Annotated in this window: 17 protein-coding genes; 12 read left to right on the top strand and 5 right to left on the bottom strand. The window is 59.9% G+C overall.

The window, feature by feature from the left end:
- Positions 1–252 precede the first annotated feature (252 nt).
- The gene (locus CRO48_RS25185) at positions 253–1,299 is read right to left on the bottom strand and encodes a Tim44 domain-containing protein (RefSeq protein WP_097142526.1); all 1,047 of its coding nucleotides are present in this window, start codon (positions 1,297–1,299) and stop codon (positions 253–255) included.
- 111 nt (positions 1,300–1,410) lie between these two features.
- Entirely contained in the window at positions 1,411–2,103 is a 693-nt protein-coding gene (locus CRO48_RS25180; protein ID WP_097142591.1) for a winged helix-turn-helix transcriptional regulator, read from the bottom strand.
- Between the two features lie 134 nt (positions 2,104–2,237).
- Here CRO48_RS25180 and CRO48_RS25175 point away from each other — a divergent pair, with 134 nt between their 5' ends.
- From CRO48_RS25175 to CRO48_RS25165, 3 genes are all read left to right on the top strand, one after another.
- Positions 2,238–3,398, top strand: coding sequence for an acyl-CoA dehydrogenase family protein (locus CRO48_RS25175; RefSeq protein WP_097142525.1), 1,161 nt, complete (start codon positions 2,238–2,240; stop codon positions 3,396–3,398).
- Between the two features lie 362 nt (positions 3,399–3,760).
- The gene (locus CRO48_RS25170) at positions 3,761–4,009 is read left to right on the top strand and encodes a hypothetical protein (protein ID WP_097142524.1); all 249 of its coding nucleotides are present in this window, start codon (positions 3,761–3,763) and stop codon (positions 4,007–4,009) included.
- A 17-nt stretch (positions 4,010–4,026) separates the two neighbouring features.
- Positions 4,027–4,380, top strand: a complete 354-nt coding sequence (locus CRO48_RS25165) for an EF-hand domain-containing protein (protein ID WP_097142523.1) — start codon at positions 4,027–4,029, stop codon at positions 4,378–4,380.
- A gap of 65 nt (positions 4,381–4,445) precedes the next feature.
- On the opposite strand, the gene CRO48_RS25160 is transcribed toward CRO48_RS25165, so the two are convergent.
- Positions 4,446–5,336, bottom strand: a complete 891-nt coding sequence (locus CRO48_RS25160) for a DMT family transporter (protein WP_097142522.1) — start codon at positions 5,334–5,336, stop codon at positions 4,446–4,448.
- A 385-nt stretch (positions 5,337–5,721) separates the two neighbouring features.
- On the opposite strand from CRO48_RS25160, the gene CRO48_RS25155 reads away from it, so the two are divergent.
- From CRO48_RS25155 to CRO48_RS25135, 5 genes are all read left to right on the top strand, one after another.
- A complete protein-coding gene (locus CRO48_RS25155; RefSeq protein WP_097142521.1) occupies positions 5,722–6,156 on the top strand; it encodes a hypothetical protein in 435 nt (144 codons plus the stop codon).
- 91 nt (positions 6,157–6,247) lie between these two features.
- On the top strand, positions 6,248–7,138 hold the full coding sequence (locus tag CRO48_RS25150; RefSeq protein ID WP_097142520.1) for a DMT family transporter: 891 nt from the start codon (positions 6,248–6,250) through the stop codon (positions 7,136–7,138).
- Positions 7,139–7,237: 99 nt separating this feature from the next.
- The gene (locus tag CRO48_RS25145) at positions 7,238–7,903 is read left to right on the top strand and encodes a S24 family peptidase (RefSeq protein WP_097142519.1); all 666 of its coding nucleotides are present in this window, start codon (positions 7,238–7,240) and stop codon (positions 7,901–7,903) included.
- Between the two features lie 16 nt (positions 7,904–7,919).
- Positions 7,920–8,747: a thermonuclease family protein gene (locus tag CRO48_RS25140; RefSeq protein WP_097142518.1), complete on the top strand. Its 828-nt coding sequence runs from the start codon at positions 7,920–7,922 to the stop codon at positions 8,745–8,747.
- A 13-nt stretch (positions 8,748–8,760) separates the two neighbouring features.
- The gene (locus tag CRO48_RS25135) at positions 8,761–9,174 is read left to right on the top strand and encodes a tellurite resistance TerB family protein (RefSeq protein WP_097142517.1); all 414 of its coding nucleotides are present in this window, start codon (positions 8,761–8,763) and stop codon (positions 9,172–9,174) included.
- A 142-nt stretch (positions 9,175–9,316) separates the two neighbouring features.
- Here the strand turns inward: CRO48_RS25135 and CRO48_RS25130 are convergent, their stop codons facing one another.
- Positions 9,317–10,183, bottom strand: coding sequence for a transporter substrate-binding domain-containing protein (locus tag CRO48_RS25130; RefSeq protein ID WP_097142516.1), 867 nt, complete (start codon positions 10,181–10,183; stop codon positions 9,317–9,319).
- 58 nt (positions 10,184–10,241) lie between these two features.
- Here CRO48_RS25130 and CRO48_RS25125 point away from each other — a divergent pair, with 58 nt between their 5' ends.
- Positions 10,242–12,323, top strand: coding sequence for a glycosyltransferase family 2 protein (locus tag CRO48_RS25125; RefSeq protein ID WP_097142515.1), 2,082 nt, complete (start codon positions 10,242–10,244; stop codon positions 12,321–12,323).
- Positions 12,324–13,033: 710 nt separating this feature from the next.
- Here CRO48_RS25125 and CRO48_RS32400 read toward each other — a convergent pair.
- Positions 13,034–13,192 carry a hypothetical protein gene (locus tag CRO48_RS32400; protein ID WP_176526888.1) on the bottom strand — a complete coding sequence of 53 codons (159 nt, stop codon included), beginning with the start codon at positions 13,190–13,192 and terminating at the stop codon, positions 13,034–13,036.
- A 288-nt stretch (positions 13,193–13,480) separates the two neighbouring features.
- Here CRO48_RS32400 and CRO48_RS25120 point away from each other — a divergent pair, with 288 nt between their 5' ends.
- From CRO48_RS25120 to CRO48_RS25110, 3 genes are all read left to right on the top strand, one after another.
- A complete protein-coding gene (locus tag CRO48_RS25120) occupies positions 13,481–14,449 on the top strand; it encodes an FkbM family methyltransferase (RefSeq protein ID WP_176526887.1) in 969 nt (322 codons plus the stop codon).
- A gap of 5 nt (positions 14,450–14,454) precedes the next feature.
- The gene (locus tag CRO48_RS25115) at positions 14,455–17,205 is read left to right on the top strand and encodes a glycosyltransferase (protein ID WP_097142513.1); all 2,751 of its coding nucleotides are present in this window, start codon (positions 14,455–14,457) and stop codon (positions 17,203–17,205) included.
- A 182-nt stretch (positions 17,206–17,387) separates the two neighbouring features.
- Entirely contained in the window at positions 17,388–18,023 is a 636-nt protein-coding gene (locus CRO48_RS25110; RefSeq protein ID WP_097142512.1) for an LbetaH domain-containing protein, read from the top strand.
- Positions 18,024–18,097: the final 74 nt, after the last annotated feature.

Raw genomic sequence — 18,097 nt, 5'->3', positions numbered from 1 at the left:
TCTCCGATGCAGGCTCGGCGGAACGGGACGCGTTTAGAATATCCGACGTCCGCCAGCCCTGTCAGATGACGGCAGTTCGCCTGTAATGGCAACCCTCGATGCAGACTTGTCCGCACTAGCACGCCATGCCGAAAGGAGCGTTCGCGACCCAAAACGCAAAAAAGGGCACGGCAGCAGCCATGCCCTCTTTATGGTGGCTCATCCTCGCCCCAACGGGACGAACGGTCGGGCGACCAATGCCGCCTTCGCCAATCAGGCGGCTTCAGTGCCCTGGATCGCCGTCACCAGCCAGTCGGAACCGGGTTTGCGGACGAAGGTCCAGACCTCCACGGTTTCGCTCAGATTGTCCGGGTCGCCGCTGATGACGCGGCCGGTTGCACGGTCCCGCATCACGTCGATGCTCTCATAGCGCATTGCCACGGTAGCGTATTCGGAACCATCGTCCTCGCGCCACGCCTCGGCGACATCGCCCTGGACGAGATGGACGTCGCGTACGTCGTTCTTCGCACCGCTGGTGGCGTTGTCGCTCAACTCTTCGGCGAGCCACGACATGGCCTCGGGAGTGGTGAGCTTGCGCAGGGTGGCGTAGTCCTCGGCACCGTAGGCCGCCTGGACTTCCTTCAGCATCGCCTCAAACCGCTCTAGATCCTCCGGCTTCACCCCAATTTCATCGGCATCCGATGCAGTGGTGGCGGCAGGCGCACTTGCAGCCGCTGCACCTGCCCCTGCGCCGAGACCACCCAGGCCGGCACCGCCGCCGATGCTCGGAATCCTGAAGGAGGGAGCAGCGTTATCGGACTGACGGTAAGTCGGGGCGGACGAGCCACCCGCGCCGCCGAAAGCCGGCTGCGGGGAGCGACGGAAAAACCGCATGGCAAGCGCGATCACGCCGAAGATCAGCGCGGCCTGGAACAGAAGGCCGAGGAAGCCCATGGCGCCACCCAGGCCATTGCCCATCAGCATGCCGATAAGGCCGCCGAGCATTAGGCCGCCGAGCAGACCGCCGGCAAGGCCGCCGAACATGCCCGGGCGCTGGCCGGCCGGACGATTGACGCCGGGAGTCTGCTGGCCCGCCTGCGGCTGGTTCGCCTGCTGGCCGGCCGGGCGCTGGGTCATCGAACGGTCAATCGGAGCCGGCTGGCTCGGCGCGGTGCGCGTTGCGGGCGGGGTGGAGAATGTCCTGGTGCCGCGGCTACCGAAGCCACCGCCCCCCCGGCGTGCCTCCGCCACGTCCACCGCGGTGACCATCATCATGATGGCGACGCCGATCATCGCGAAAACTTTCCCAAAACGCTGCATTCCAAACCTTCCGCTCTCTCATCCCGTGCCCACGGCGGACACACTCGCTTGCATATAGATACGCGGCATGTCGAGTCTAAGGGGCAAGCGGACAATTTCTGACAGTTCCGATCACGAAACCGTGCGCGCTTGGGGGGCGAATTTGCTGAGCCCAAGCCATTGCTGCATGGCCCGGGCAATCTCCGGATCGCCGTCCAGTTCGAGATTGCCGACTTCGACCTCGCGGCGAACCGCCGAAAGCCCCATCCATATGGCCGTCATCGCCCGCAATGACGTCGTCACCAGCAGGTCGATGTCGAAGCCGGGGTTGAACCCGCACAGGTCGACATCGTCGCCATCGACGACCAGCCACCAGTTCTGCCGCGTCGGCGGCAGTTCGGGGTACAGAAACTGAATCGTGCAGCGACGACCGGGTAACGGCCTGGGATCGAGATTGCGTCGCATGTCCCACATCAGAAGCGACGGATCGAGATTCTTCAGCGACAGGTCCGATTCCACCCACCGCTGGCCCCAGAACCCCATGCCCATGATGATGGGCTGCAGATCCCTGCCTGCGGCCGACAGGCGATACTCGGTCGTTCCCTTTTCGCCGGCGGCCGTTTCGATCACGCCAGCGCGCTCCAGTTCCTTCAGCCGTTTGGACAGCAGCGCCGGAGACATGCGCGGCACGCCGCGACGCAGGTCGTTGAAGCGCGTCGTTCCGCACAGAAGCTCACGCAGGACCAGCACGGTCCAGCGCGTACAGAGGATTTCGGCGGCCATCGATACGGGGCAGAACTGGCCGTAGCTTCCATGCTCTTCCATGTTCGTCACCGGCAGCATCGTTCCGCGGGGATGTTACCGCAAGCTGGGCGCCGCGGCCAAGGGGTAGTACAGTTCGTGAACTGGACGATGACGGCGATTGGGAGGACCGTAAGCACAATCAACAGGAGGAACCCATGAACAAGGCTACGAATGCAGCGACGACCGACGCCGGCGCACGGCCGGCACCCGTGGAGATCGTGCAAACCATCGCGCCCATCCTTGCCGAGCGGGCGGAGCGCTTCGACGAGGGCGACCTGTTCGTCGCGGAAAACTACGAACTTCTCAAGCAGAACGGCCTCGTCGAGGCCGGCGTACCCCAGGAACTGGGCGGAGGGGGCGCGGATGTGCGCATGCTTGCCGAGATGCTGCGCGTCATGGCGCATGCCTGCTCTTCGACTGCGCTGGCGTTTTCCATGCACACGCACCAGGTCGCCATTCCCGCCTGGCGCTGGAAGCACCAGCAGGTCGCACCCGTCGAGGCGCTCTTGAAGCGCATTGCAGCCGAAAGGCTGATAATGCTTTCCAGCGGCGGTTCGGACTGGATCGGCGGGTCGGGTAAGGCCGTCAAGGTCGAGGGCGGATACCGGGTGACGGCACGAAAGGTGTTCACATCAGGCGCCAACATCGGCGACCTGCTGATGACGGGTGCGGTGCTGGAAACGGCCGAAGGGCCGGATGCGGTGATCCATTTCGCAGCGCCGATGAAGGCGCCGGAGGTCAGCATCATCGATACGTGGCGGGCAATGGGCATGCGCGGCACGGGTTCGAACGACGTGATGATCGAAAACCTGTTCGTCGCCGATGCCGGCGTCTCCTTCACCCGGCGGGCCGGCGAATGGCACCCGGTCTTCCAGATCATCGCCACGATCGCCTTCCCGCTGATCTACGCCGTCTACCTCGGCGTGGCCGAGAGCGCACGCGACATCGCGATCGAAATGGCCAAGCGGAAGGCCCCACGCTCGACGCTGCTCGATCTCGCCGGACAACTGGAGACATCACTGCGGGCAGCCCAGCTTGCCCACCGCTGGATGATCGAGGTGGTGGAACGCAACGCTCCCTCGGCCGAAACGGTCAACGAGGTGATGATCGGCCGTGCGCTTGTCGCCCAGCATGCCATCCATGCGGTCGAACTCGCGATGGAGCTTGCCGGCGGCAGCGGCTTCTATCGTTCGGCGGGCCTCGAACGACGATTCCGCGACATACAGGGCGCGCGGTTCCATCCGCTTCAGCCTGGTCCGCAGGCGCAATATGCCGGCGCAATGGCGCTTGGCCATTCGATCACAAACGTTTTCTGACCCGGACACCCTGCCCCTTCGCCGCTCCCTGCGCCGGAGGGGCTCGGGTCCAGTTGGACGCCGATCGATGAAGGTCGACGAATCGGAGTGCAAGGCATCCCTCTGGAGGAGTTGCCATCACCAATGGCCGATTGTAGGATGCCTCCACCCACGCCCAGCCGGCGTGGATCTAGCCAAGAGAGTGGAGGCTCAGCGTTCGCTCACGTATTGCAAGTCTTCTCACGGCCAGCTTCACCGCAAACATTTTCGATCGCATGCCGTCGCTATAGGGACTACGCATTCAGGAATATTCGCCAAGACGGACAAGCGCGGCACGGCTACGGCTCCACGTGAGAAATGTGGAAGTACACTTGGAGGGTAACATGAAAAAGCGTACCGTAACTTTAGTCGTTTGCGCCGCGTTCGCCCTGTCGGCCTGCCAGTCTCAACCCGTCTCCCAGAGTGTCGTCGACCGCAACGCGGAATTCGGCTGCGTTGCCGGCACTGTAGGCGGCGCGATCGTCGGCGGCCTGATCGGCAGCACGATCGGCGCCGGAACCGGCCAGATCGCCGCGATCGGCGGCGGCATCGGTATCGGTGGCGTCGTCGGCAACCGTCTGTCCTGCAGATAATTCGGAAGGACGTTTTGATGAAGAAAGCAGTTCTCGTCGCGGCACTTCTGCTGTCGCAAATTTCGCTCGTGCATGCCCAGGCGCAGTCGGCCGCACTTCGCCAGGGACACAAGGATGCGCTCGATACGAACAAGAACGGTGTCGTCGAGCGCTCGGAATACCAAGTCTACATGCAGTCGGCCTTCACCAATCTTGACAAGAACAAGGACGGCAAGCTCGACAAGTCGGAAATGGGCTCGGTCCTGACCGAGGCGCAGTTCACCGCGACCGACGTCAACGGTAACGGGAGCCTCAGCCAGACCGAATTCATGAACCGCGTCATGGCGGACTTCGTATCTGCCGACCAGGACGGCGACGGGAAGCTGCAGTAAGCAGATATGGGCCGGCCCTCCGCAACCGGGGCCGGCTCCGCTTGAACACGTTTCGGCCGACGCCATCACGCGTCGGTTGTGGTCTGCATGTCCTTCTGGCCGAGCCGTTCTGCGGCAACGATAATCAGCCCGGCAGAGATAATCATCGCCGCGCCGACGAAGACGTTGAGGCCTGGCACCTCGTTCCAGATCAGGAAGCCGAGCACGAACCCCCAGATCAGCGACGTATATTCGAAGGGCGCCAGCAGCGACACCTCGGCCCGGCGCATGGCCTCGAAAAGCGCGTACTGGGCAACGCCTGCAAACACGCCCGTGCCGACGATAAGGGCGAAGCTCGCAAGGTCCAGCGACTGCCAGACGAACGGAGCGACGACGCCGGTGAACACCATCAGGAAACCGCTGGAAATGATCATCTGCACCAGCGTCGTCTCCTCGAGAGCCGTCTTTCGCAGCAGGATTGTGGCAATTCCCCAGAAGACCGCCGCCTGCAGCGCGAGATAGACCGGCAGCGAAATGCCGACGCCGTTGGCGAAGATGTTGCAGGCGATCAGCACGCCGACGAAACCGGTGACGACCGCCACCCAGCGGCTCGGCGGCACCACCTCCCGCAGGAACGGCACCGCCAGCAAGGTCGTGACGATCGGAGACGCGTAGTAGAGCGTGGTCAACTCCGCCAACCCCAGATCACGCGCCGCCGTGTAGTAGGACAGCCAGGCGGCGAGCAGCAGCAGGTTGCGGACAAGCATCGGCTTGAGGATCGGCGAGGTCGAGGCGCGGCGCAAGCCGGAACCCCTTCCGAACGCGGCACAGATTGCAAAGATCGTCACGCTGCGAACGAACAGCACCTGCCAGACCGGCAGCGCGGCTACCAGCCATTTGACGGAAGCGTCCTGCAGCGAAAACAGAAAGAAGGAAAAGCTGGCCAACAGAATGCCGTAAAGCGCTCGGGTATTCACGGGAAGGTACTCCGGGCGCAGAGGATGGTGGCGCCTTTATTCTGATACCGCCGCAGCGTGCATTTTGAAAGATGCACCGATGTCCCGCGCACCTACATTTTCGACCTTGTCCGGCCATGCTCCTGACGCAATGTTCCTCAGGAAACAACATCGATGGACGATTTCTGAAAAAATCTCTTCATAAAAATTAGAAGACGCGAATAAAGCCGATGGCAGCCCCGTTGAAGGCAGGTGCGGATTGCTTTCGCATCTTTGGTTTTCGCCCCGAAAGCGAAACAAATGAACGCGTGCCCCGCGAGGGCATCACCGATTGCAGGATTCATGATCGAACAACAACATTGATCCGCAGGTGCGTTTCCGCGCCACCGGCGGCGGGAGAACGGACATGACAAACCATTCGAGAAAGGACGCAAGGGCGGCGCTTGTCAGCGGGCTCTTGCTTGCCGTGATCGTCACGGTCAGCGGCGGCTTCACCATTCTGTCGGCACGGCCGGGGCTTCCGGGCGTGGTAGGCGAAAGGATCGCGGGCGGCAAGGTCAGCCTGAAGGAGATCCGGCACGAGGCCTATTGCACCTATGCCGTCAAGCGGTTGGTGCCTGGCGCCATCAATATCCATTTGGAGGCAACACCGGACGACAACACGCGCATCATGCGTTTCGGCCCGGACGGGGCCAACATTGCACGCTGCGAGTTCCTGCCGTCCGCGCAGGCAGGGGACGTTCGCATGTCGAAAATGAGCGTCAACGACAAGCGGCTGCACCGCCAGGTGATCGATGCCATCAACATGCGCATCGACGTGCTGGAGTACCGGCGCAGCTGACGCGGCGCCGGCTGGAATTTTCTGGGCCGCGCAGCAGTCCAGGGGACGGAATGCAGATGCAATACGGTCCGCTGCAGTATATGCCGGGCGCATGGAATCAAAACGCAACGGCTATCTCTTTACGCTGCTGGCAATCGGCATCTTCGCCATACAGGACGGCATCTCGAAGCATCTCGGCGGGCTCTACCCGCCGGTCTTCATCACGATGATCCGCTTCTGGGCCTTTGCAGTCTTCTGCCTGCTGATGGCGATGCGGGCGAAGGGTGGACTGAGGGAGGCGATCGCGACGAAGCGGCCGGTGCTGCAGATTCTGCGCGGCACCATGCTGGCCTTGCAGATCGTGGTGGTCATCACATCGTTCAGCCTGGTGGGCCTGGCCCATTCCCAGGCGATTTTCGCGGCCACACCGATTTTCGTGGCGCTACTCTCCGTGCCGCTGCTCGGCGAGAAGGTCGGCTGGCGGCGCTGGACTGCTATCCTGATCGGGCTTTGCGGCGTGATCGTCATCCTCGAGCCCGGAGCGCACGGCATCGACCCGGCACTGCTGGTCCCGCTTTTCGCCGGCGCGATCTTCTCCCTCTATGTGATCGCCACGCGGTTCGTCAGCCGGGACGATCCGGCATCGACGAGCTTCTTCTATACGGGGGTTGCCGGCGCGGTTGTCTTGTCGTTCATCGGCCCCTTCTACTGGGCACCGCTGGCGCCGATCGACTGGTGCTGGATGGCGGCCCTGTGCGTCACGGGCACCTCAAGCCATTACTTCCTCATCCGCGCCTATGACCTCCTCGATGCCGCCGCGGTCCAGCCATTGACCTATCTGCAGCTGGTGCTGGCCGCCGTGATCGGCGTTACCGTCTTCGGCGAGCGCCTCACCTCCCATATGATCATCGGCTCGATGATCGTCGTCGGCGCCGGCATCTTTACCATCTGGCGCGAAAGCGTCGTCGCCCGCCGCCGGTCCGCGGACACCGATCCGCGATGAGAGGATTATATTCCTTTTTCCTTTACTAGCGCCGGACGCTTCGCTATGCTCGCGGCAACCGGAAAGATATGGTCCGGGTTCTGATCAGGACGAGAGACGATGTTTTCCCACGAGAGGATCTGGGCGGCGATCGACGCCCTTGCGGAGCGCCACAGGCTTTCGCCCTCCGGGCTCGCGCGGCGGGCCGGCCTGGATCCTACCTCGTTCAACAAGTCCAAACGGCTCGGCGCCGACGGGCGGCTGCGCTGGCCTTCGACGGAATCGATCGCCAAGGTGCTGGATGCGACCGGCACCACGATCGACGAGTTCATCGGGCTGCAGAGCGCGGCGAACGGCCATGCCGGCTTGCCCGCGGGCGCCTTCCCGCCGCAGGCAGGCTCGATCCCCCTGCTGGGTTTCGCGCAGGCAGGTGCCGGCGGCTTCTTCGACGATGGCGGATTTCCGGCCGGCCAGGGATGGGACGTGGTCGAGTTCCCCACCTCGCCTGAACGAAAGCAGGGGGTCTACGCGCTGGAAGTCCAGGGCGAAAGCATGATGCCGCTCTATCGAGACGGCGACGTGCTCATTGTCGAGCCCGGTGCGCAGGTGCGCCGCGGCGACCGTGTCGTTGTCCGGACGCGCGAGGGCGAGGTCATGGCCAAGGTGCTGCACCGCCAGACGCCACGCTCCATCGAACTCCTGTCGCTCAATCCGGAGCACCCCAATCGCTCGTTCGACATCCAGGACGTCGACTGGATCGCCCGGATCATCTGGGCGAGCCAATGATGCGGGGCCTCTTGCCGTGATCTCGTTTGCAACCGCCTCCCCCCGCCGCGCCGCGCTTGGCGGCATTGCCTGCGTCGCGTTCACCGTGATGATCGTCATGCTTGGCGCCGGCCAGATTCGCGACCGCGAGGCATCGGGCGGAGGCAATTTCGACCTCGAAGTGCCCGATGCCAGCATGTTCCCGCCGGATGGCGCGCAGGACGATATTCCCATGGACCCGCCAGCGGCCGGAGAGAATGGGTCGGACGACGGTAGCGATGCCGTGCCTTCCACGCCGCCAGCGCCGCAGACGGATGGTGGCGCCGATCAGGCGGCCGGCACGCAGAATGCCGCCCAACCGGCGACAGCCGCGCCGGCGCCCGCCTTCAACGCTGCGGAGATTCCCGTCGTAACCGACCCCGTCGCCCTGTCACGACCGATCGTGCTTGCGGCGGGCCGCTTCAGCATCGGCGGCAAGGTGCTGGAACTCGACGGCATCGTCCCGGTCGCCGTGACACGGCAGTGCACCGACAGCACCGGCGAGGGCTGGCCCTGCGGACGGATGGCACGTACGGCCTTTGCCAACCTGATCCGCGGCCGCACGATCGATTGCGATCTGCCCTCGGCGCAGTGGTCCGGGACGGCCACGGCACGCTGCGTGCTGGCCGGCAAAGACCTGTCGCAATGGCTCGTCGAAAACGGCTGGGCCGAGGTCGAAGCTGGCTCGACGCTTCAATCGGCGGCAGATGCCGCGCGCAATGCTGGTCTCGGCCTCTACAGCCCCGATCCGCGCCGCACCAGAGCACGCTCGCAGGACGCGACCGGCGAGACACCCGCCGATGCGAACGAACAGCAGCAACCTTGAAAGCAGCCTTCCCATGACACACGACAACGCACCGCAGGAAGCCCTGATCCAGGTGATGGTATTGATGTCCGCCGTCGACAACGCGATGACCGATGCAGAGCTTGCACGCATCGGCCGCCTCGTGCGCAGCCTGCCGATCTTCGAAGATTTTGCCGATGACCTGATCCTGCACATCGCCCAGGAATGCGCGGCGCTGGTTTCTGCACCGGAGGGTCTCGACGTCGCACTGGAGGTCATTCGCGAACGCCTGCCCAAGCGCTTGGCCGACACCGCCTATGCTCTGGCCGTGGAGATCGCAGCCGCCGACCACCGCATCAGGAACGAGGAAATCCGCCTGCTCGAGCTCTTGCGCGACCGGCTCGGCCTCGACAAACTCACCTGTGCGGCAATCGAACGCGCAGCGATCGCCCGCTTCCGGAAAGTCTGAAGCCGGCGCCGGCAAGGTGATGATCGCCGGAAGAAAAACCGGCTTGGGGACGGGCTTCGCCGAAAAGTCCTGCGGGCAAGTCAAACCTCATCCGAGCAAGGAGAGTCCGTCCGCCCGGGCTTCTTCTGCCTGGAACGGGTGGTCAGTAGATATCGACGGGGAAATAGCGCAGATAGATTTCAGCCAGTCGTCCGCTTCGCGACAGCGACAGCAACGCGTGGTCTAGCGCCCCGCTGATGGCGGGCTCGTCCCTGCGCGTCATGATCGTCAGGCCTTCGCCGAGAAAGGTCTCCGACAGATAGGCGCCGGGAAGCAGCCGGCAGCACTTGTCCGCCAGCGGACCGGTGCTCCAGAACGCCAACTGCAGCCCGTCGCCGAAAGCGGCATCGACCTTCTTGTCCTTGACGGCCTGCAGCAACTCCGCCTGGGTTTCGAATGGAACGGGGCGGTGCGTTGGGAAGTAGGATGACAGCATTGCCTCGTGGACGCTTCCGCGCGCCACACCCACCGGCCGGCCGGCCAGAACCGCAACGTTTGCGGGTCCGGCGTCGGAGCGGACGATGAAACGGGCCGGCAGCCGCATATAGGGCCGGGAGAAGATGAAATCGCGGCGCAAGCCGGTGGTGACAGCAACCCCTGCGATGACCGCCTCCCCCGCATCCTTCTCCAGATTCTCGCGCAACTCGGCAAACGGCATCGCCTGGATCTGGCACTTCGCCGTGAGGTCGAGCTCGCGGCATATCTCGCGCACCAGATCCACATGGAAGCCGGTCAGCTTGCCGGCCTGGTCGATGAAGTTGAATGGGGGGAAATCGACGCTGGTCAGAAAGCGCAGCCGCGCGACACCGGCGAGGTCCGGCTTTGCGATCCGCTCGCGGCTGTCGAAGCTTGCCGGAAGGCCGGCAGGGGCCTCGGCATCGGCCGCCCCGGCAGGCGCAGTTGCCAGCCAGGACACGCAAAGCGCGATGACGGCGCAAATTTTCCTTGAAGAAATTCCGGCTTGCCGCATTAATATCAACTTGGGGTTTAGAGGGGACGCTGCTTCATGACGATGCGGCGCAAGCCACATGCGACTGGCAGACTATCCCGATCAAGCATCCTTTTCCACCGCAATCCCGATTGCGGCCGACGGCCCCGCCATGCCGGATCCGGCGCCCTTCATCCGGCCCGAACTCCTCGACGAGGCGAAAATCCTCCGCAAGCTCGGCTTCGGCAAACCGCTGATCTCCGAGATGCTGCTCAGGGCCACCCGCAACCACACCTCGCTCGAGGCCGAGCTCCTCGCCTCGGGGTCGGCGTGTTCGGCGACCTATCACGAGGCGCTCGCCGAAATGCTCGGACTGTCCTTCATGCCGGATATCGACCCAGGGCGGGTCATCGACATGGAGGGCATCGACAGCCAGCTGCTGCAGCCGCAGATGGTGCGCGTGACATCGCAGGCCCGGCCGCCGGTCGTGGCGATCGTGCCGGCCGCGGCCCGGATAACCCGGCTGCAGGACATGCTATGCCGAAGGCCGGAGATGGGTGACATGATGGCCGCGACCACGCCCGAAGCGGTCCGAAGGGCCGTGTGGGGTGCTGGAAGCAGGCGCCGCCTGCGCGACACCGTCAATCGGCTGTTCGACACCGCGCCGGAGTTCAGCGCCAGGCTGACCTTCTGGGGACGGCAGGGTTTCTATGCCGGGGCCGGGACGTGCCTGACGCTGTTCACGCTCGCCTTCGCCCCGTTCGTCGCAGTCCTGGTCCTGCATCTTGTGCTGACGGCGATTTTCTTTGCCGCCCTGTCTGTCCGTTTCACGGCGCTCTTCGGCGCCGACGCGCGCAAGGCGGCGCCCGCCGCTCCGCCTCCCACACTGCCCTGTCCCGTCTATTCGGTCTTCGTCGCCCTTTACCGGGAGGGCGCGGTCGCCGCACAGCTGGTTGCGATGCTCGACAAGCTCGACTGGCCGCACTCCCGCCTTGACATCAAGCTGATCTGCGAGGCGGACGACGCGGAGACGCTCAACGTCCTGCGCAGCCTGCATCTGGGGGCACACTACGAGATCGTCGAGGTGCCGCCCGGGCTGCCGCGAACGAAACCCAAGGCGCTCTCCTACGCGCTCTGGGCAGCACGCGGCGAATACCTCGTCATATACGACGCGGAGGACCGGCCGCATCCCCGGCAGCTGAAGGAAGCCTGGGCGCGGTTCCACTCAGCCCCTGCCGATCTCGCCTGCCTGCAGGCGCCGCTCGTCATTTCCAACGCGCGGCAGAGCTGGATCAGCGCGATGTTCTCGCTGGAATATGCCGGTCTCTTCCGGCGAATTCTCCCGTTGCTGGCAATAAACCGCCTGCCCATGCCGCTCGGCGGCACATCGAACCATTTCCGCACCGACGTGCTGCGCCGCTGTGGCGGCTGGGATCCGCACAACGTGACCGAAGACGCAGACCTGGGGCTGCGCCTCTTCCGGCAGGGCTATGCGTGCGGCACGCTGAACCTGCCGACGCTCGAAGACGCGCCGGAGGACGCAGGCACATGGCTCGGCCAGCGCACGCGCTGGTTCAAGGGGTGGCTGCAGACGTGGCTGGTGCACATGCGGCAGCCGACGCGGCTCATGCGCGAGATCGGCATTCTGCCGTTTCTTGTCTTCCAGGTGCTGATCGGCGGGATGCTGCTCTCCGCGCTCGCCCATCCGCTGCTGATCGCCTATGTCGCCCACGTCGCGTGGACGATGGCCAGCGACGGCCCGTTTATGACAAGCACCGTCGAGCTCTGCCTGTTCACCATCGACGTCGTCAACATATTCTGCAGTTACGCCGTCTTCATCACGCTCGGGCTCGCTCCGATGAAGGCGGCCGAGCGAAAGGCCGTCGGCCGTCGCTGGCCGCTGGTCGCGGGCTACTGGATGATGATGTCGATCGCCGCCTGGAGGGCCGTTGCCGAGCTGCGCAACAAGCCGTTTTTCTGGAACAAGACAGCGCACCGGCCGGTGCCCCACGATGGAAGGGCAACCGGCGTCCGCGGAGAAACGCAATCAAGCCATCGGACGGCAAGCGAGGCCGGCACCTGCCCCTGCGAAAAAGCCCCGTCCGGATCAGATTCAGGAACGCAGGACATACCCGCCCCGCCACGGGCTCAGGCAGTACAGACACAGCAAGGCCACCCGTGACCGTTCATTCCGCCAACGGGCGGCCTCTGCCAAACTGTCGAAAAATGAGGCTGGAGCGGGTAGCGGGAATCGAACCCGCGCGTTCAGCTTGGGAAGCTCCGGACATTGCTATGATGCCAATAGCTTGACTGTAAAACAGTCGAAATGCGCCCCAAGTCCCGTCAATGGGTTAGCAGCCGTCTGTAAAACTGGCTTACTGCTTCATCTGGTAGATCGAGGCCGCATCCGCCTCCTCTCTCAACCCCTTGAATGAAGCGTGGACGAGCTTCCCGTCCACGCTCGAAACTCCACCTCCGCCACGACGATCGGCTTAACGAACACGCCCTTTCGCTTTCCGACATCGGTGGCAGGTTCGAAATCGCAATCGCGTCGAGCTGACGGCGTAGTGCTGTGCCCGACCTAGCGGTGAAGCCGGCGATGGCGATAGAGGTAAACCGGAAGACGCACGCGTCGATCAAGCGGGCACGGATGAAGCGATGACAGACGAAGGCCCATGCCCCCGATACCAATGGAAGCACATCGAGCAGATAGGCCCGATGTTTTCGAGATATGACGGGGAGCGCCGATGGGGCGATGCCTACGATCCTTCAACCTGGTGACGAAACTGAGACTTGGTGACGGCGCCATGGGAAGAAGCGAAGCGGCTTCAGCGCCTCTTGCCTGACGACCCGCTTATGCTCGTGCTGCCTCCAACGCCTGGCGGTTTAATGTTAGGCTGGCCCTCGTTCACCGCGATAGACCGTATGCGCCTCTTGGAGCGCCATAGAGAGCAGATAGTTAAGCATGGCACCTTTAGCACCTTCTTTCCGGCCGATGACCAGCAACTCGGTCAGTGTCGCCTTAACGTATTCGCCTCGTGTCTCGCTCATCGCGCCCCTCCTTCGGTGTGACCCGCATATCGGAGACTAGTAGATAACCGCGGAAATACACCTACAATTGTGGCATTCGCGTCACCGCCAGCGACGAAAACCCGACCATTTTACACCTGGCCAACCGAACTCCGCGCCAACGGACAAACTCCTTGAATGGCATCGCCTCTGTCCATTCGGCAAAGCCAATAAAATGTGTAGACTGCTAAAATCCACGTATGGAAACCAACCGATCTACCTGCAATACCAACCGCAGTTGAAAATGCCTAAATGGGAGCCTCCAGAACAATGCGAACACTGGAAAAAGCAATCGCGTTCAACGGAGCGTACAGGAACTCCTGGAAAGAGTATTTCGGCGCGCTAACACGCGCGCAAATTGAGTCTCGCCTTTCCAAGCTCACATCAGGATTGGACGCCGAATCTACAGAACTCTGTCGAACCCAAGTGGAATTAGTTCCATACTTCTTCCCAAATCCGATATTGGAAAAACTATTCATTTCCGATATCGCCAAAAAAGAATTACTTCCAATAAAGACTGCTAACACACTTGAAAAGGCTGGATTCTTTGGGAGAGAGCAGGAATGTCTCGACAAACTTCACCGCGACCTAGACTTGCCAGAACAACCTCTACCAGAGCTTATTCTTCATAGCGGCCTCAAGTATATTTCACAAATAGCTCGGGATCGAATTGGGGGGAAAGCGGTAATCGATGGAGGCGCATACATTGGCGACACCGCGAAGCTTTTCCATACCTACTACTCTCCCGAAAAAATTTACGCCATCGAGCCGGAGAAGAAATCGTACGAAACGCTATGCACACTGGTGGAGCAATGGAATCTATCCGAAGCGATTGTGCCGTTGCGCAGATTACTGTCCGACACCGAAGGAATCGGCGCGCTTTGGGGAACCGGAGTGGGCGCCTCGACCCTCAAGAAGGAAGGCGAAGACGCTATCCCGTATGATGTTCTCCCCTCATCAACTGTTGATTCGATTGTGCATGAATTCTCCATTCCATCGGTCGGCCTCATAAAACTCGACGTTGAGGGAAACGAGCTCGCGGCGGTACTCGGCGCGCTCGAGACGCTCAAACGTGACCGTCCAGTACTTCTGATTTCAATCTACCACACAGCACGCGACTTCTTCGAAATCAAGCCAATCATCGAAAACGAGAATTTGAACTACAAATTCCTTGTCAGAAAGGTATCTCATGACCTAATGAAGGAGGTCGTACTGATTGGCATTCCCACCGGATATTAGGAACAATGTTGAACTATAAGTCTTATGATGACCTTTCCCGTGACATTGCCGGAAATCTACAAAAGCTGCCGCTAATAGATATCGTAGTTGGAATTCCGAAATCGGGGCTTGTCCCAGCCGTAATGATAGCGTCGTTTAAGAATGTTAAATTCTACGACCTCGATTCGTTCCTATTCGCTTACTCCAACCGGAGCGGCAGACGGAAATACGGAACGGCTTCACCAGCGAAAATGCGTGCTCTTGTAGTTGATGATTCGGTCAACACGGGCGCCGAATTTGAGAGAGTTAGAGCGAGGCTTAGCTCACTCAATGATGATTTTGAGTTTGTATTTTGTGCAGTGTATGGCCGCGATCCGACAGAGCGTGCAAGTGCCGCTGACATCATACTCAGTTACGTTCCACAACCAAGATTTTTTCAATGGAACTACCGCAACCACATCGTTGCGGAACACGCCCTATTTGATATGGACGGCGTCCTTTGTGTTGACCCGGAAGAACACGAAAACGACGATGGCGAAGCTTATCTTAATTTCATTGCCAATGCTGCGCAGCTAACCATCCCAACAAAGTCAATTTCTGCGATTGTAACATCTCGCCTAGAGAAGTATCGGGCGCAAACTGAAGACTGGCTAGAGCGAAATGGTGTGAGATATAGAGAGCTCATAATGCTCGATCTTCCCAGCGCAGAAGAGCGTCGACGCCTTAGAGCGCACGCGCCATTCAAGGCAGAAGTATACAAATCGCGCGACGAGTACCTTTTCGTGGAAAGCAACTGGAAACAGGCTCAGCACATTGCGAGCGCTGCCGATAAAGCTGTAATTTGTACAGAAAACGATATTCTTGTGTATGGGAAGAAGCACTTGGCGTCGCTTGAAAAGGCGAACAAGCTTATTTCCCCAAGCGCAATGAATTTGCAGATCGACCTGCAGCTCAAGAACAAGCTTCTAGTTGACCGCATAGCGTCGATTGACCCGTATGCAGGCACGTGGCTAAAGCAATCAGGAATTAAGATTGACCAAGCGCGCATCGACGAACTCTCCCCATTTCACAAGGTGAGATTGGTGACCTCGTCAGCCAGATTGCGTTCGGCACCGGCCATTGCCGCAAAAACCACGGCGTCCCGCATTCTGATGATCTCTACGACTTTTGATGTTAAAATAGGCGCAGGTGCTGCCGCCTCCAGTAGTCGTCTTCGAGAGGCGCTAAAGGCAGCCGGATATGACGTCTATACCCTTGCAACTGAAGACTTCCCAGACCGCAAAGACGCGCCGGTGGACCAGCCTAGCTCGGGAACCCACATGGGCTTTTGGATAAACTATGCCGATGGGGAGCACTCTCGCAATCTTCTTGAGAGAGTAGCGACTATTGACCCAGACTGCATAGTTCTGGGGGCGATCGATCGAGGCATTCTCTCAATGTTCGATATCGCGAAATTGCGATATCCAATTGTCTGGGTTAATCGCGACAATTGGGCGCACACCGGCGGATGTCTCTTTAAGTTACCGTCTAACGAAATTGAAGAATTCGCGTCGGAATACGAGGGTTTCTTTCCTGGTCTAACCTGTGAGCACTACAAGGCTGGCTGCCAAGAGTGTCCAGCACTGAAAGACATAAGGGAAAGTGGCAAGACACGGACGAGTTACGAAATCAAACGCGCGGTAATGTCTTACCGCTCAGACATCGTTTTGGCTCCAATTTCGCCCTGGCTTGCAGAACTGCTGCGCAGTTCCCCAATTACTAGAAATAATGACATTCTCCCTGTATGCAATCCAATCGATCTATCAATTGTCAGAAGGTTACCAAGCCGACCGTCTACAATTCGAAGCCGACTAGGACTGGGTAAGGACCACAAACTGGTCCTTCTGGCAGCCCATTCGCTTTCAAATCCCCGCAAGGGTCTGAAATTGGCGCTCGACACCCTGGCCAAAGACAATCGCTTCCGCAACGTAACGTTTCTAACGATGGGTCAGGACAAGCTTCAGGAGAAACATCGGCCCAAGGGCGTTAACGTTCATTCCCTCGGCTTTGTGGCGACGGAGGAAGAAAAGGTCGCTATATACAATGAGGTAGATGCCACCCTTGTTCCGGCACTACAGGAGAGCCTTTCGGTGGTGGCGTCAGACTCAATCTGTTGCGGGACACCGGTAGTCGCGTTTGGAACGTCCGGTTTGAAAAGCTTTCTTCGCCACAAGGAAACCGGATACCTTGCGCGCCCGTTCGCGCGAAAGGATCTCATGGACGGTCTCAACTGGGTGCTCTACGAATCCAGAAACGAAGAATTGTCTGATGCTTGCCTTAACGCGGCAGATGAGATTTTTTCTGCGAAGAGAAATACCTCTGCTTTCAGTGGCGTGATCGAACAGGCAATTGCAAATTTCAAATCATTGAAGCCGATCCCCCCGGAACTCGAAATGCTCAGCAACGCCATGGAGCTAGTCAATGATGACCATCGTTTCCGGCACATGGCAAGCAGGAGTCAAATAAAGAAAATAAGGGAGTTTGCAGAGTTAAAAGCCCTTACTCCCGAACTTCTCAGCCAGAAGCTCGACATAAAAGGCAAGGTTGATGAGGTCTACAGGTCCATCAAGGACCTTGAGAAAAATTATACCGAACTAAAGAAATCCGCTGCGACCAAAAAGAAAAAAAATGAAGACAGTAATAAAAAAATTGCGAAAACCGTTACGAATGAGAATTCAATTGTTAAGAAGATACGCTTGGCTGGAGAGACTATATTTCAATACAGGAGGACCAAATAGAGGCGGGAGTGCCGTTTTTTTGAAAATTGGGGAGGCATGCCAGATGAAAATTTGACGTTATGAGATACGCAGAAGAAAACACAATGCGATACAACCCAGACCTTGTTGCACCTGGCCCCCTTAAGGCATATGCACCAGAGCGTGGTGTTTGTTTTTTCTACAATGCGGAATAACGAAGTCGTATGCACGAAACGCTAGAAGCGCTGATGGAGCGCCACTTCCCCGCCGCGGAGGCGGGGTTAATTTATTCCAATTCGGCACAGTTTTCCATCCAGCAAAGATGGTGCAGACTTTCGCCCGATGAATTGATCGTTGACAATCGAGACAATTTTGATCAGTCAGAAATTCAAGTCTGGACACCGGAGTCCGACGTGGAGACCTTCTCAGAACACTACCGGTTCCGAATCATACGTCCAGTTTCAAAATCCATATTCCTACTCTCCTCTCCGCTTGCAGGAAAGGTAGAGATTGTAATTCGTGGCGGAAGTCAGCGTGTCGCAATCCTCTCCCGATCCGCAATGAAACTTTCAGCCCGTCTCATCAATGACTGCTCGCTGCTCATCGGCGAAAATACTTCAATAATGGGCGCCCGTATATTTCTAAACAGCTCCGATATTTCCGTCGGCTGCAACGGACTATGGTCTGATGAAGTTATCGTACAGGGTTCCGATCAGCATGGTATAGTCGACTTGTCCACTGGGGAGATCATTAATAAAGAAAGAAGCTCGATAACCATCGGTCGACACGTTTGGCTGGGGCGTAGATCGATGGTTATGAAGAACGTTGATATCGGAGAGTGGCCTGCCCCCATGGGGTGATCCGGTTGGAATGTTAGTGCATGCTTGGCCTGCTGGCCACCGCTGGCGTTGATGCCGGTCCGTTTTGGCGAGGC

The organism is Rhizobium subbaraonis (assembly GCF_900220975.1).
Classification (GTDB): domain Bacteria; phylum Pseudomonadota; class Alphaproteobacteria; order Rhizobiales; family Rhizobiaceae; genus Mycoplana; species Mycoplana subbaraonis.
The sequence above is the reverse complement of the archived record's forward strand: the minus strand, read 5'-3'. Positions and strand labels throughout refer to the sequence as shown.